This window comes from Xanthomonas maliensis (assembly GCF_009192945.1).
GTDB lineage: Bacteria > Pseudomonadota > Gammaproteobacteria > Xanthomonadales > Xanthomonadaceae > Xanthomonas > Xanthomonas maliensis.
The window spans coordinates 67,072-79,359 of record NZ_NSET01000036.1 but is presented as its reverse complement, the minus strand read 5'-3'; the positions used below and the strand labels follow the sequence as shown (position 1 = coordinate 79,359).

The 12,288-nt window shown below is 68.4% G+C and carries 9 protein-coding genes and 1 other RNA gene; 5 read left to right on the top strand and 5 right to left on the bottom strand.

Going from position 1 to position 12,288, the window contains the following annotated elements; all coding sequences use genetic code 11:
* Positions 1 to 2,108 (bottom strand): type VI secretion system Vgr family protein (locus CKY51_RS11985; RefSeq protein WP_152249279.1); only part of this gene is annotated, 2,108 nt, incomplete at its 3' end.
* A 263-nt stretch (positions 2,109 to 2,371) separates the two neighbouring features.
* Between CKY51_RS11985 and cycA the strand changes: the two genes are divergently transcribed.
* Positions 2,372 to 3,751 (top strand): D-serine/D-alanine/glycine transporter, encoded by a 1,380-nt coding sequence (gene cycA / locus CKY51_RS11980; RefSeq protein ID WP_022972589.1) that lies wholly within the window; start codon positions 2,372 to 2,374, stop codon positions 3,749 to 3,751.
* 172 nt (positions 3,752 to 3,923) lie between these two features.
* Positions 3,924 to 4,835, top strand: a complete 912-nt coding sequence (locus tag CKY51_RS11975; RefSeq protein WP_031339872.1) for a CorA family divalent cation transporter — start codon at positions 3,924 to 3,926, stop codon at positions 4,833 to 4,835.
* 201 nt (positions 4,836 to 5,036) lie between these two features.
* Here the strand turns inward: CKY51_RS11975 and CKY51_RS11970 are convergent, their stop codons facing one another.
* Both CKY51_RS11970 and treA read right to left on the bottom strand, forming a co-directional pair.
* Complete coding sequence (locus CKY51_RS11970) at positions 5,037 to 5,732, bottom strand: AIM24 family protein (RefSeq protein WP_031339871.1); 696 nt, start codon at positions 5,730 to 5,732, stop codon at positions 5,037 to 5,039.
* A gap of 482 nt (positions 5,733 to 6,214) precedes the next feature.
* A complete protein-coding gene (treA, locus tag CKY51_RS11965) occupies positions 6,215 to 7,882 on the bottom strand; it encodes an alpha,alpha-trehalase TreA (protein ID WP_152249278.1) in 1,668 nt (555 codons plus the stop codon).
* Between the two features lie 291 nt (positions 7,883 to 8,173).
* Here treA and CKY51_RS11960 point away from each other — a divergent pair.
* Positions 8,174 to 8,249: non-coding RNA, sX9 sRNA (locus CKY51_RS11960), on the top strand.
* A 4-nt stretch (positions 8,250 to 8,253) separates the two neighbouring features.
* Here the strand turns inward: CKY51_RS11960 and CKY51_RS11955 are convergent.
* Complete coding sequence (locus CKY51_RS11955) at positions 8,254 to 9,015, bottom strand: DUF72 domain-containing protein (protein WP_022972584.1); 762 nt, start codon at positions 9,013 to 9,015, stop codon at positions 8,254 to 8,256.
* A 106-nt stretch (positions 9,016 to 9,121) separates the two neighbouring features.
* Here CKY51_RS11955 and CKY51_RS11950 point away from each other — a divergent pair, with 106 nt between their 5' ends.
* Positions 9,122 to 9,874, top strand: coding sequence for a DNA-formamidopyrimidine glycosylase family protein (locus CKY51_RS11950; protein WP_022972583.1), 753 nt, complete (start codon positions 9,122 to 9,124; stop codon positions 9,872 to 9,874).
* A gap of 146 nt (positions 9,875 to 10,020) precedes the next feature.
* On the top strand, positions 10,021 to 11,013 hold the full coding sequence (locus tag CKY51_RS11945) for a hypothetical protein (protein ID WP_031339869.1): 993 nt from the start codon (positions 10,021 to 10,023) through the stop codon (positions 11,011 to 11,013).
* A gap of 229 nt (positions 11,014 to 11,242) precedes the next feature.
* Here CKY51_RS11945 and CKY51_RS11940 read toward each other — a convergent pair whose 3' ends face one another.
* Complete coding sequence (locus tag CKY51_RS11940; RefSeq protein ID WP_022972581.1) at positions 11,243 to 12,199, bottom strand: GAF domain-containing protein; 957 nt, start codon at positions 12,197 to 12,199, stop codon at positions 11,243 to 11,245.
* Between the last annotated feature and the right edge of the window lie 89 nt (positions 12,200 to 12,288).

The window sequence follows — 12,288 nt, the reverse complement described above, 5'->3', positions numbered from 1 at the left end:
AGCTGGGAGGCATTGGCCTGGCGCACGCCTTCGTGGGCGGCCAGCTTGACCGTGGCATGGGTGCCGGCGGCCTGGCTGAAGGTCTTGCCCAGGGTCTGCAGTTGGGTGAGCAGGGCCACCGGTTGCGCGGCATCGCCGGCCGGGGCGGCGTCCTGATGGGCATAGCTGCTCAGCCACAGCCCGGACTGCCCGCGTACCGCGCCCCAGGCGTCGGTGCGCAGCTCGAAGCCTTCGCCGCGGAAGCTGCCGCGGTAGTTGTCGGCCTGGTGGATCAGGTGCCCCAGGCTGAGCTGGCTGGCGGCCTGGGTGGTGGCCAGCTGGGTGCGCAGTTGCTGGTCGCTGTCGTCGAACAGCAGCCGGGTGTGGCCGCTGCCGCCCCATTCCTTGGACTGCACCCCCCACAGCGCGCCGGGATGACGGTGGTTGTCCTCGCCCGCGCCGGCCGCATGCCAGACCGGCGCATGGCCACCGGCCAGGTTGGCCTGGGCGCTGGGCGTGCTGTCGGCGGCCTGGGCGTAGATGCCGGTGTCGGTCTCGGCGCTCTTGCCGCCGGGTGTCGCCGGCACGCCGGCTTCGCCACGGCCGTTGTACAGCGCGCCCAGCACCACCGGGCGGTCGATGTCGCCTTCCAGGAAGCCGACCAGCACTTCCTGGCCGATGCGCGGCAGGAACTGGCTGCCCACGCCGGGGCCGGCATAGCGCTGCACCACCCGCAGCCAGGTGCTGTCGCTGGCGCCGCTATCGCCGCCGCCGTCCTGGAAGTGGAACTGCACGCGGATGCGGCCTTGCGCGTCGGCATAGACCTCCTGGCTGCCGCCGCCGTCGGCACCGACCACACGCGCGCTCTGGTAGCCCGGGGCGGTGGGACGGGGGTTCAGGCGTGCGCCGGTGGCGTCGGCCAGCACCGGCCGCCACGGCCGGCTGCGCTCCACCGCCTGGAAGGCATTGGCGTAGCCCACCGCTTCGGCCTGCGTCCACACCTGCGGATCGAGGGGGAGCTCGGCCAGCGGCGGGGCCGGCAAGGCCTGTGCGAGCGTGGTGCGCAGGTCCACCGGCAGGTTGTTGACGGCGGCGTGCTGGACCTCGGTCAGCAGCAGTTCCGGGGCCTGGCCGGGGAACTGGGTCACCGCGCACCAGGTGCCGGCGGTGAAGCTGCGCACGCTGCCGCGGCCCTGCCAGCCATGCCATTGCGCTTCCTGCGCCTGCGCCATCAGGCCGGCGTAGCGCTCGGCCTCGCTGGCCGAGGCGAAGGCGTATTGGCCGACCGGGTCGTAGACCTCGCGCTGTGACTGACCACCACCGCCGGCCAGCGGCAACTGCGCGCTGGTGGCCTGGCGGCTGCGGTAGCTGTCGCTGAGCACGGTCAGCTGGGTGGCGCCCAGCCGCCGCACCTGGCCTAGCGCCAGCAGGCTGTCGCTGGCCTCGGTGGCATCGCTGCGGTGGAAGCGCACCCCGCCGCCGGCGGCAGCGGTGGCGTCCTGCGGCTGCGCGCTGCTGTCGGCAAACAGCACCAGCACGTGCCCGGCCGGCGCCTGCGCATCGTGCTCCAGCCGCCAGCCCAGGCCTTCTTCGGCCAGCAGGCGCTGCACGAAGGCCAGGTCGCTCTCGCGGTACTGCACGCAGTAGCTGCGCGGACGGGCGGCGGCCAGGAAGCCGGACACCTCCTCGCTCCAGCGCCACTGCGCCTGCGGCGCGTAGCCGGCGAACACCGCCTCGACGATCTCCATCGGCGTGCGGTCCTGGAACACCCGGCTGTGGCGCCCGCGCGAGAGCCACCAGGTCCAGCCGACCAGGCGCACGCGGTAGCGGGCCAGCCCGCCGTCGCTGCCCAGCAGCGCCGCTTCGTTGATCAGGAAGGCGCGCGCGATCTCGCCGCCATCGGCGCTGCGGGTGATCAGGCGGGCACGCTGGCCCAGCCAGTCCTCCAGTGGCAACTCTGCACCGGTGCTGAGCACGTCGATCCACAGGTCCACCCCGTCGGACAGGGTGTCGCGGCCTTGCCAGCGCTCCACCACCACCGGGGGCGATTGCGGCAGTTCCAGCCGATGCAGGCGCTGCGCCGCGCTCAGTTGCGCCACGGCGCTCGTCAATGCTGCCAATGCGTCCATCACGGATCTCCGTTCCCGCGTTCAGTCTTCCCCGGGCCCTAACCCCGTCGTTGCACGCTAACAAACCTGCCGGCGAAGCACCACCGGCCGCGACCGTGCAATTGGGACAGCCAGGCCGTGTCGCAGCAACTAGACTGTCGGGCCACGCAGGCGCCGCACGCGTGGGCGCGGCCATGATCGGTGGCCGCGGCGGCTGGTATGTCTGGTCTGCGTTGGCGCGATCTCGTATGTTGCGGCACTCCCCCTACGCCGGTTCCGTGCCCATGTCCGACCCGTCCGCGCCCGACCAGCTGCAACGTCGTCTGTCCAACCGCCATCTGCAGCTGATCGCGATCGGCGGCGCCATCGGCACCGGCCTGTTCATGGGCTCGGGCAAGACCATCAGCCTGGCCGGCCCATCGATCCTGTTCGTCTATCTGATCATCGGGGTGATGCTGTTCTTCGTGATGCGGGCGATGGGCGAGCTGCTGCTGTCCAACCTGGAATACAAGTCCTTCATCGACTTCTCCACCGACCTGCTGGGCCCGTGGGCCGGTTTCTTCTGCGGTTGGACCTACTGGTTCTGCTGGATCATCACCGCCATCGCCGATGTGATCGCCATCGCCGCCTATGCGCAGTTCTGGTTTCCCGGGCTGGCGCCGTGGATTCCGGCGGTGGCCTGCGTGTTGTTGCTGCTGGCGCTGAACCTGGTGACGGTGAAGCTGTTCGGCGAGATGGAATTCTGGTTCGCGCTGATCAAGATCATCGCCATCTGCGCGCTGATCCTCACCGGTGCCGGGCTGGTGGTGTGGGGCTTCCGTTCGCCGTCGGGCAATGTTGCCTCGCTGGCCAATCTGTGGAACGACGGGGGCATGTTCCCGATGGGCATCGGCGGCTTCTTCGCCGGGTTCCAGATCGCGGTGTTCGCCTTCGTCGGCATCGAGTTGGTCGGCACCACTGCTGCTGAAACCGCCGATCCGTGCCGCAACCTGCCCAAGGCGATCAATTCGATTCCGGTGCGCATCCTGGTGTTCTACGTGCTCGCGCTGGTGGCGATCATGGCGGTGACGCCGTGGCGGCAAGTCGTCGCCGACAAGAGCCCGTTCGTGGAGCTGTTCGTGCTGGCCGGTGTGCCGGCGGCGGCCAGCCTGATCAACTTCGTGGTGCTGACGTCGGCCACCTCATCGGCCAATAGCGGCATCTTCTCCACCAGCCGCATGCTCTATGGCCTGGCGGAGGAGGGCGATGCGCCCAAGGGCTTTGCACGCTTGTCGCGTGCGGCGGTGCCGGCGCGCGGGCTGTTGTTCTCCTGCGGCTGCCTGCTGCTGGGCGCGATGCTGGTCTATCTGATTCCCAACCTGGTGACTGCCTTCACCCTGGTCACCACGCTGTCGGCGGTGCTCTTCATGTTCGTGTGGTCGTTGATCCTGTGCGCCTACATCGCCTATCGGCGCAAGCGTCCGCAGCAGCATGCCGCGTCGGCCTTCAAGATGCCGGGCGGGGTGTTGATGTGCTACCTGTGCCTGGCGTTCTTCGCCTTCGTCATCGTGCTGCTGACATTGCAGCCGGACACCCGGCAGGCCTTGCTGGCCAGCCCGGTGTGGTTCCTGATCCTGGCGGTGGGATATCTGGCGCGCGGACGGCGCGCACGCCCGGTCGGCTGATCCTTGCAGGCGCCGTTGCCTGCGGGTGCGGCGCCCTGCCATGGGGTGCATCGTCGCGCCTGCACGCCATGCTGACGAGCGGAACCGCCGGCTGAGCGCAGCGTGACGCCTGCATTGACGCTGCCGCGGCGGCGCCGGATGCTCGCGGCTCGTTTCCGTCATGGACGCCCGCATGCTCGCCTTTCATCCGCTCGCCGGACCCTCGCACTCGCCCGGTTGCTGGGTGGATCTCTGCCGGCCCGATGCGCAGGAGCTGGCGCAGGCCTCCGAGCGGGTGGGGTTCGCCTTGCCGGATCGGGCGGCGATTGGCGAGATCGAGTTCAGCAGCCGGGTGCGGCGGCAGGGCGAGGCGCTGCTGCTCAACGTGCCACGCTTCCAGGACGGCGATGCGCCGGCCGCGCCGTTGGGATTCGTGGTGTCCGAGCGGATGCTGGTGAGCCTGCGCGAGCAGCCGCTGCCGGCACTGGACGCGGTGGCGGCGCAGTTGTCGCAGGATCCCTGCCACAGCGGCGACGACTTGCTGTTGCGCGTGTTCGACCAACTGGTTGGGCAACTGGCCGATCGGCTGGAGGCGTTGGAGGCCGAGGTCATCGAGATCACCCGCCAGGTCTACGACAAGCCGCGCAAGACGCGCGACCTGGAGCGGATGCTGCACCAGGTCGGTGGGATGGGACGGCGCCTGGCCGGGATGCATACCACCGGGCAGGGCTTGTTGCGCTTGGTCGCCTATCTGGACGGTGCCGCGCCGGACTGGTTCGCGGCCGATGCGGGCAAGCGCATCGCCGTGCTGCACAAGGACCTGTCGACCTTGGGCGACTTCCAGCAGCACATGGACGATCGGCTGGAATTCCTGCTCGACAGCGTGCTGGGCATGATCAACATGGACCAGAACAACGTGATGAAGGTGATGGCGGTCGCCTCGGTGGTCGGTATTCCACCAACGGTGCTGGTCGGCATTTGGGGCATGAACTTTTCCTACATGCCCGAACTCAAGGGGCACGACCACTACTTCTGGGCGCTGGGCGTGATCGCGCTGAGCGTGGTGCTGCCGCTGGCGTGGTTTCGCAAGCGTGGGTGGGTGTGATGCATCAGCGCCTGGAAACCGTCGGAGCGCTCCTGGGCGCGATATGGCGACCGGGAAGGTCCTCGCGCCCGGGTGCGCTCCGACGTGATTCACTGGGCCGCGCAGCTCTTGCTGCGCACCGCGTCGTGACGTGAAGACCGCCCGGGTGCATCGCGTGCAACCGGGCGATGCGCATCGTTGACTGCTCTCGGGCAGCTTGGATCAGCCCTTGGCCTGGAAGCTGGCTTCTTCGTACGGCTGCACCACCACCCAACCCTCGCCGGCGAAGCGCATCTGCAGGCTTTCGCCCGAGCCGCGACCGAGCAGGGTGCCGATCGACACATCGGTGACCAGCTCCGGCGTCAGGTTGCCCGACCAGGCGACGGTGGCGTTGGGATCGGTGAAGATCGGGCCGCTGGCGGCGCTCACCGGCAGCGTCAGCGGTTCGTAGTGCGAGGTGATCGCGACGATGCCGTTGCCGCTCAGGCGCACGTTGAACAACCCGCCCGACAGCATGCCGGCGACCTTGCGCATCATGGTGATGGTGTGCGCGATGCCTTGCTCGAAGGCCAGTACGTCGTTGCCGTTGACGAAGATCGATTCGCCTTGCAGGCGCAGCAGCGTGACCAGCTTGCCGGCATCGGCCAGATAGACCCGGCCATGGCCCTGCGCCTTCATCAGCTGCATGCCTTCGCCGCTGACCGCCTTCTTCAACAGATTGCCCAGGCCTTGTTCCAGCAATCCTTCGCGGGTGAACTTGACGTTGCCGGTGCGCGCGACCATGGCGCCGGCCTTGGACCACACCATGCCGTCCAGACGCACTTCCAGCAGGTGCGGATTCTCTAGCTCGAAGGGATCGGGACTGACGTCCTTTTCCTTGGAGTGGGCAAGAAAGTCGTTGAGCGTGCGTACGGCCATGGGTCCGTCCTGGAGTGAAAGAGCGCGCATGATACGCGGCGCTGCGTGCAACGCCAGCGGCGTGTGCTTGGGCGTGTGGCGAGCGCTACCGCTGCAGACACACCTGACGGATACCTGCATGACAGGAGCGCCGTGCGTCTGCGTGTCGCTGCGTGATATCGCGCAAGCAACACCGCGCCTGGCTGCTGCGGTGACAGGCGGGCACGGCGTCAGTGGCCGGCCAATCGCCGTGCGCATGTGGCGTGCGCGCAGTGTCGGTGCCTGCAAGCGCGTGTCAGGACGCGTGCAAGGAGAAACGCGCTGCGGCACGTCGCACGGCGGGGTGCAATTTCGAGCGTGTAGGCGGACTTCGCCGGCGGACGGCGCACGCTGCTCCGCCACTGCCCGTCTATCGCAGGGACGCACATCGATCGTGGTGATCGCTGACGCGTTCGCGGCAGCACAGGGCTTGCGCTGCCGTGCCGCGCGTGCCGCCGCTGCTGTCAGCGCGCGGCCGCGGTGGCCTGGCGCTTCTTGTCGGACTTGGGCTTGGCTGGCGTCGGATACAAGGTGGACAGCATCAAGGTCACGCCATTGGTCCAGCCGAAGCCATCCTGCAACGCGTATTCGCCACCGCCGCCGCCAGCGGCATCGGCATCCAGGCCGTACTTCTCCACCAACTTGTGCTCGCGCGCGAACAGCGCCTGCACCTGGGTGAGAAAGCGCTCGCCGATGGTGCGTGCGAGCGCGTCCTGCCCATAGCGGCGCAGGCCGTCGACGGCCACCCACTGCAGCGGCGCCCAGCCATTGGGTTCGTCCCACTGCTGGCCGGTCTTCTGTGTGGTGGTGGCCAGGCCGCCGGGGCGCAGCAACTGCGCGCGCGCGCTGTCGGCCGTGCGCTTGGCATGGGCATCGGAGGCCAGGCCGGTGAACAGCGGGAACAGCGCTGCGGCCGTGATCTGATCGCTCAAGCGGCCGTCCTGCCAGTCGTAGTCGGCATAGAAGCCGGCGTCGTTCCACAGGTGCGCATCGATCGCCTGCTTGCGCTGCTGGGCGAGCGCGGCGTAGTCCTGCGTGCACTGTGTCCCGGTCTGCGCGCAGGCCTGTGCCAGCGTGCGTTCCAGATGATAGAGCAGGCTATTGAGATCGATCGGGACGATGGCGGTGGTGCGGATGGTGCGCAGATTGCGGCCATCGGCCAGCCAGCGACTGCTGTAGTCCCAGCCGCTCTCGGCACCGGCGCGCAGGTCGCGGTAGACCTCCGCGGCCGGACGGTCATGGACCTCGGCGGCGGTGCGGGTGTCGTGCAGCCAGGCTTCCGGGCGTGGGGTATCGCGCTCGTCCCAGTAGCGGTTGAGCAGGCTGCCGTCGGCCAGGCGCACCACATGGCGTGCCGCCTGCCCGGGTTGCAAGGTGTCGCTGTCCTGCATCCAGTAGGCATATTCCTTCTGCAGTTGCGGCAGATAGCGGCGGTAGGCCGCATCGCCTTCCACGCTGGCCTGCAGCTCCACCATGTAGGCGAAGAACGGCGGCTGCGAACGGCTCAGATAATAGGTGCGGTTACCGTTGGGGATATGGCCGTAGGTATCGATCAGGTAGGCGAAGTTGTCCAGCATTTGCCGGCTGAGCGTGGTCTCGCCACTCTTCACCAGGCCGAGCATGGTGAAGTAGGAATCCCAGTAATAGACCTCGCGGAAGCGTCCGCCCGGCACCACGTAGGGATGCGGCAACGCCAGCAGGCTGCTGTGCGGCGGCACCTGGGTCTGGCTGCGCACCAGCTTGGGCCATAGGGCGTCGATATGCTCGCGCAGGCTGGTGTCCTGACGGATCTCGCCGGTGTGCACCGGCGGCGACTCCTCGAAGTTGGCGGCGACGAAGCGCCGCAGGTCGAAATCCGGACGCTCGTGCTGGGCCAGGTAATCGGCATTGATCAGCGCCGGGTCGCGCAGCGGCAGGAAGTCGACGAAGTGCTTCTGATCGTCGAACAGCTCGCCGCGTTGCACGGCCTGGAACAGTTCCGGGTACGCCAGGTCGGGCGTGGGCGGTGTCGGCGCCGGCGCGGTGACCACCGTGGTGCTGGTCGGCGCCGCCTCGAGTGCGGCGGGGGCGACAAACATGCTCAGCGACAGGCCGAGCAATGACGTGCAGCACGGGGGCGCAGCAGCGCTCATGGCATCTCCGAAACGGGCAGGGGCGTGCGGCATGGTAAACGACCAAAGTGGCGGGTGGGCCGGGCGAGGCGTCGGAAGCAACGACAGAGTTCGCTCGGATGGTGGCGTTCAGCAAGGTGATCCAACGCACCGCCTGCCCGCTGTCCTTTCCGCTATCGGCAAAGGGTGCAGTGGCTTGAGGCGCGGCCGGAGCCGTGTTGTCAGCGGTGAAGCAAGATGCGCGCCACTCGGCGCAGCCGACACAACGACAGCGTAACCGCCAGGCGGGCGCGGCCGGTGCTCGGCATCTGCATGGAGCACGCGCCCACTCCGGTTCCCGTGCGCCGTCCATGCCCATCCGACAGCGGCTCGCGACGTTTTGTTCGCTTCGCTTAATCGGTGGACGCGGTCGCCAGCAGCCGTTGCAGCTGCAGTGCATCGCTGACCGCGTGGCCGGCTGCGGTGTTGTCGAAGATCACCCAGCGCTCGGCCTGATGGGGCAAGGCGGCGGAGACGACGGTGGCCAGGTGGGCCAAGGCGCTGTGCGGATAGGCGCTGTAGTACATCTGCGGTTGGCCGTGCCAGCGCCAATACAGCGGACCGTCGCCAGCCGCCGGGATCGCCGCGGCCGGCACCACGGCCGGATCTGCGGCGCAACGCGCGATGCGGTGACGCTGCAACAGCCGCAGTGCCGGCGCGGCGAACCAGCTGGAGTGGCGCGGCTCGCAAACCACCGCACCGTCCCAGCGCCGACGTAGCTGGGCGAAGAAGCGCCCGGCCACCCGCGCGTCGAGGGCGAGGCTGGGAGGCAGCTGCAGCAGTAGGCATCCCAGTCGTGGGCCGAGCGCACCGGCCTGCGCCAGGAAGGCGTCCAGCAATGCCTCGGTCCCTTGCAGGCGGGCGTCGTGGCTGATGCTAAGTGGCAGTTTCACCGCGAAGCGGAACCGCTCTGGCACGCTATCGGCCCAGCGTGCGTAGGTGCTGGCACGGTGCGGGCGATAGAACGTTGAGTTGATCTCCACCGCGTCGAATCTGCTCGCATAACGCTGCAGCACGCTGTCGCCCGGCCCGAAGCGGCCGCGTTCGCTGGCTGGAATCGACCAGCCGGCGCAACCGATGCGGACACGCGGCGGGGTGGCGAAGCCGTCGGACATGGTGGGCAGGGCAGTGAACGTCCGCCACGCTATGCCCGGGTGCGCGTCGCCACAGCGTCGTCATAGCGCTCACGACCGACTCACGTGCCGCTTCGATACTGGGGGCATGCCGGAAGGTCCTTCCATCGTCATCCTGCGTGAGCAGGCACAGTCCTTCGTCGGCCGGCGCATCTTGCGGGTCTCCGGCAACAGCCGTCAGCCGATCGACCGCTTGGCGCGGCAGCAGGTGGTGGCGCTGCGCAGCTGGGGCAAGCACTTTCTGATCGAGTGCGCGCAGTTCAGCGTACGCATCCACTTCCTGTTATTCGGCAGCTATCGCATCAATGCCGACAAACCCAATGCGCTACCGCGGCTGCGGCTGGAGTTCTCCAAGGGCGAGTGCCTGAATTTCTACGCGTGCTCGCTGCAGTTCATCGAGCAGCCGCTGGATACGCTCTACGACTGGAGCGCGGATGTGATGCATCCGGACTGGGATGCGGCGCAGGCACGGCGAAAGTTGCGTGCGCTGCCGACCGTGCTGGCGGCCGATGCGCTGCTGGACCAAAGCATCTTTGCCGGGGTGGGCAATATCATCAAGAACGAGGTGCTGCATCGGATCCGCCTGCACCCGGAGAGCCAGGTCGGTGCGCTGCCTGCACGCACGCTGGGCGAATTGGTCGCCCAGGCGCGCGACTACAGTTTCGATTTCTATACCTGGAAGAAGGCCGAGGTGCTCAAGCGGCATTGGCAGGTCCATACGCGCACCCAGTGCCCGCGCGACGGTGCGCCGCTGCAGTTTCGCAAGCACTTGGGCAAAGCAGGGCGGCGGGCATTTTTCTGCGAGGTCTGCCAGCGTCTGTATCGATTGGACGAACACTGAGCGCGCCGACAACGTGAATGGCGGCTGGCTCCTGCCTGGCGCGCAACGAATTCCAAACGCGCCTGCGCGCGGCCATCGGTAGATTTGCGCGTCCCTGCACCGTGGATGGTGTACGGCCGCTCTCGCTCCCACCGGTCTGGCGTATCGTGATCACCCGCAGGAAGGAAACGCTCGTCACGCACGCCGCCGCCGCCGCGTGTACTGGCGCCATCCTGTTCTTCTTCGCCCGCCTGCTGCTGTATGTGCCGCCGCCGCGCGCGCCCGCACCGGTGCCCAGTGCCGATCGCCTGCAGGTTTACTTCCTGGCGCAGCCACGCGCGGCAGAGCCGACCGTGGAACCGCCGGTGCAGCCACCTGCGCGCGCCCAGCGTCATGCCAGTGCCCCCGTTGCGACCGCCGTGGCGAAGGCCGCCCCGCCGCAACGCACCGGTGCAGCGCCCGCCGACCCGGCGCTATCGACGCAACTCTATACGCGCGAGGGCCGCCTGCGGCTGCCACGCGAGGCGCAGATCGATCCGCTGGCGGCGCCTGGCGCGGTGCCGCCGGGCATGACCGACGAACGCGCGCTGGCGCAGGCACGCAAGCTGATGGAGCCGCCGACGCCGGTGCAGTACCAGGGCACCCGTTTCGCCAAGGACTGGAAGAGCGATGGCACCCTGGGCGATGTCGCCGTGCAGGAGATGACGCGCGGCATGAAGAAGTTCAACGACATGATCAATGGTCCGCAGACGCAGACCGCACGCGCCCGGCCGCCGCCAGACGTGCGTTTCAATCCGGCGCTGGCGCAGAACCAGGTCGAGCTGGGCAGCGCTGCCACCGGCGACGCCTACAAGGCTGCGCCCATCGCCCATGAGCCGCTGCCGGATCTGCTGGGTGGCGCCAGCCAGCGCATCCGTGAGGCGTTGGCATCACTGGAGCAACGCAGCGCGCGCTGTGCGCCAGCGGTCCGCACCAGCCTGTTGGCGCCGGTGCGCACCCATCTGGGCGATCTCGAACGCGCCGAGCATGCCTTGAACCACGGCGCCGATCCGGTGATGGCGGCGCAGTTGCTGCCGCGCCAGGCCGACAGCGCCTACGATCTGGCCCGCCGCGCGCTGTGGTATGCCGATCGCCAGCTGACGCAGTGCATGACGGGCTGAGGACGGGCGACAACAGGCCCCGTTCGCACGCGATGGTGGGACACGAGCGCGTGCGGGGCGTTTGCAGCCGGGATTGCAGGCCAGCGCCGCCGGTGCGCATCAAGGTAGGAGCGATGCGATGTACGCAAGCCAGGGCAACGCCCCATGCGGGGGCGAGCACCGGCGAGCGCACGCCGCCAAGCGTGCGATCGCATGTTCAAAACGCGCGCGTGGCCGAGGGCGGATGCGCTCAACTGGCTGGGTTGCTGGCCAGCTGTTGACGGTAGCGGTCCTTCTCGGCACTGAGCGCCGTTTCGGCGCGCAGGAACACCGCGCCCAGTGGTTCGTCGGCGCTGTTGGACTGGGCATGGCCAACCAGCACGGTCAGGCCCTGCCCCTGCTGCTGTTCGGCAATGCTGCGCAGACCGTCGAGCCGTTGCGCAGCGTCGGCGCCACGCAGCACAGCAACGAACTCGGCGCTGTCGGTGACACGATCCACGCTGCTGCCTTCGACATCCTGCAGATAACTGGACAGGCTCTGGTCCAGTTGCTGCAAGGTGCGCCCGAGCAGCCGCTCGCTCTGCCGCTCGGCCAGCGCGGCCAGTTCCTGCACTTCCAGGATCGCCAGGTGGTAGGGCAATTGGGTGGAGGCCGGCGCCGCTGCCGACGCGGCGCTAGCGGCCGGTTGCAGCAGGCTTTCGCGCGCCTCCTGCAGGCGGTGCTGGCGCTCGTCGAGCAGGCGCATGGCGACCCGCGCCAAGGCCTGCAGGCCGGTGCGCTGGTGGTCGTTGAGCACGCGCGGGCTGGTGTCGAGCACGCAGACGGTGCCGAGCGCAACGCCCTCGGAGGTGACCAGTGGCATGCCGGCGTAGAAACGCGCACCTGTCTCGCCGGTCACCACCGGGATATCGGAGAAGCGTGGATCCTCGATCAGGTCGTTGACCTCCATCAGGTCGTTCGGGCTGCGGATGGCGTGGTCGCAGACCGCTTCGCTGCGCGCTGTCTGCTGCAGGCCAAGCCCGAGTTTCGCCTTGAACCACTGGCGATCGCGATCGACCAGCGACATCAGGGCGATGGGGGTGTCGCACAGGGCGGCAGCGACCTGCACGATGTCCTGGTAGGTGTCCTCGGGCAGGCTGTCGACGATGCGGTAGCTGTCGAGCACCTGTTGGCGCGCTGTTTCGTCAACTGGGGTTGTCGGGTTCATCACGTGTCGGGGGCACAGGGAAGCGGCCACGTTACGCCATCGGCGATAACGTGGCGTGGACGCGGCCGCAGCCGCAGCGGTAATGACGC

What these genes read in the sequence shown, in the direction of transcription:
- cycA (WP_022972589.1), top strand. Translation starts at nt 2,372, where the DNA reads ATGTCCGACCCGTCCGCGCCCGACCAGCTGCAACGTCGTCTGTCCAAC.
- treA (WP_152249278.1), bottom strand. Translation starts at nt 7,882, where the DNA reads ATGAGCGCTGCTGCGCCCCCGTGCTGCACGTCATTGCTCGGCCTGTCG.
- CKY51_RS11975 (WP_031339872.1), top strand. Translation starts at nt 3,924, where the DNA reads ATGCTCGCCTTTCATCCGCTCGCCGGACCCTCGCACTCGCCCGGTTGC.
- CKY51_RS11970 (WP_031339871.1), bottom strand. Translation starts at nt 5,732, where the DNA reads ATGGCCGTACGCACGCTCAACGACTTTCTTGCCCACTCCAAGGAAAAG.
- CKY51_RS11940 (WP_022972581.1), bottom strand. Translation starts at nt 12,199, where the DNA reads ATGAACCCGACAACCCCAGTTGACGAAACAGCGCGCCAACAGGTGCTC.
- CKY51_RS11955 (WP_022972584.1), bottom strand. Translation starts at nt 9,015, where the DNA reads ATGTCCGACGGCTTCGCCACCCCGCCGCGTGTCCGCATCGGTTGCGCC.
- CKY51_RS11950 (WP_022972583.1), top strand. Translation starts at nt 9,122, where the DNA reads ATGCCGGAAGGTCCTTCCATCGTCATCCTGCGTGAGCAGGCACAGTCC.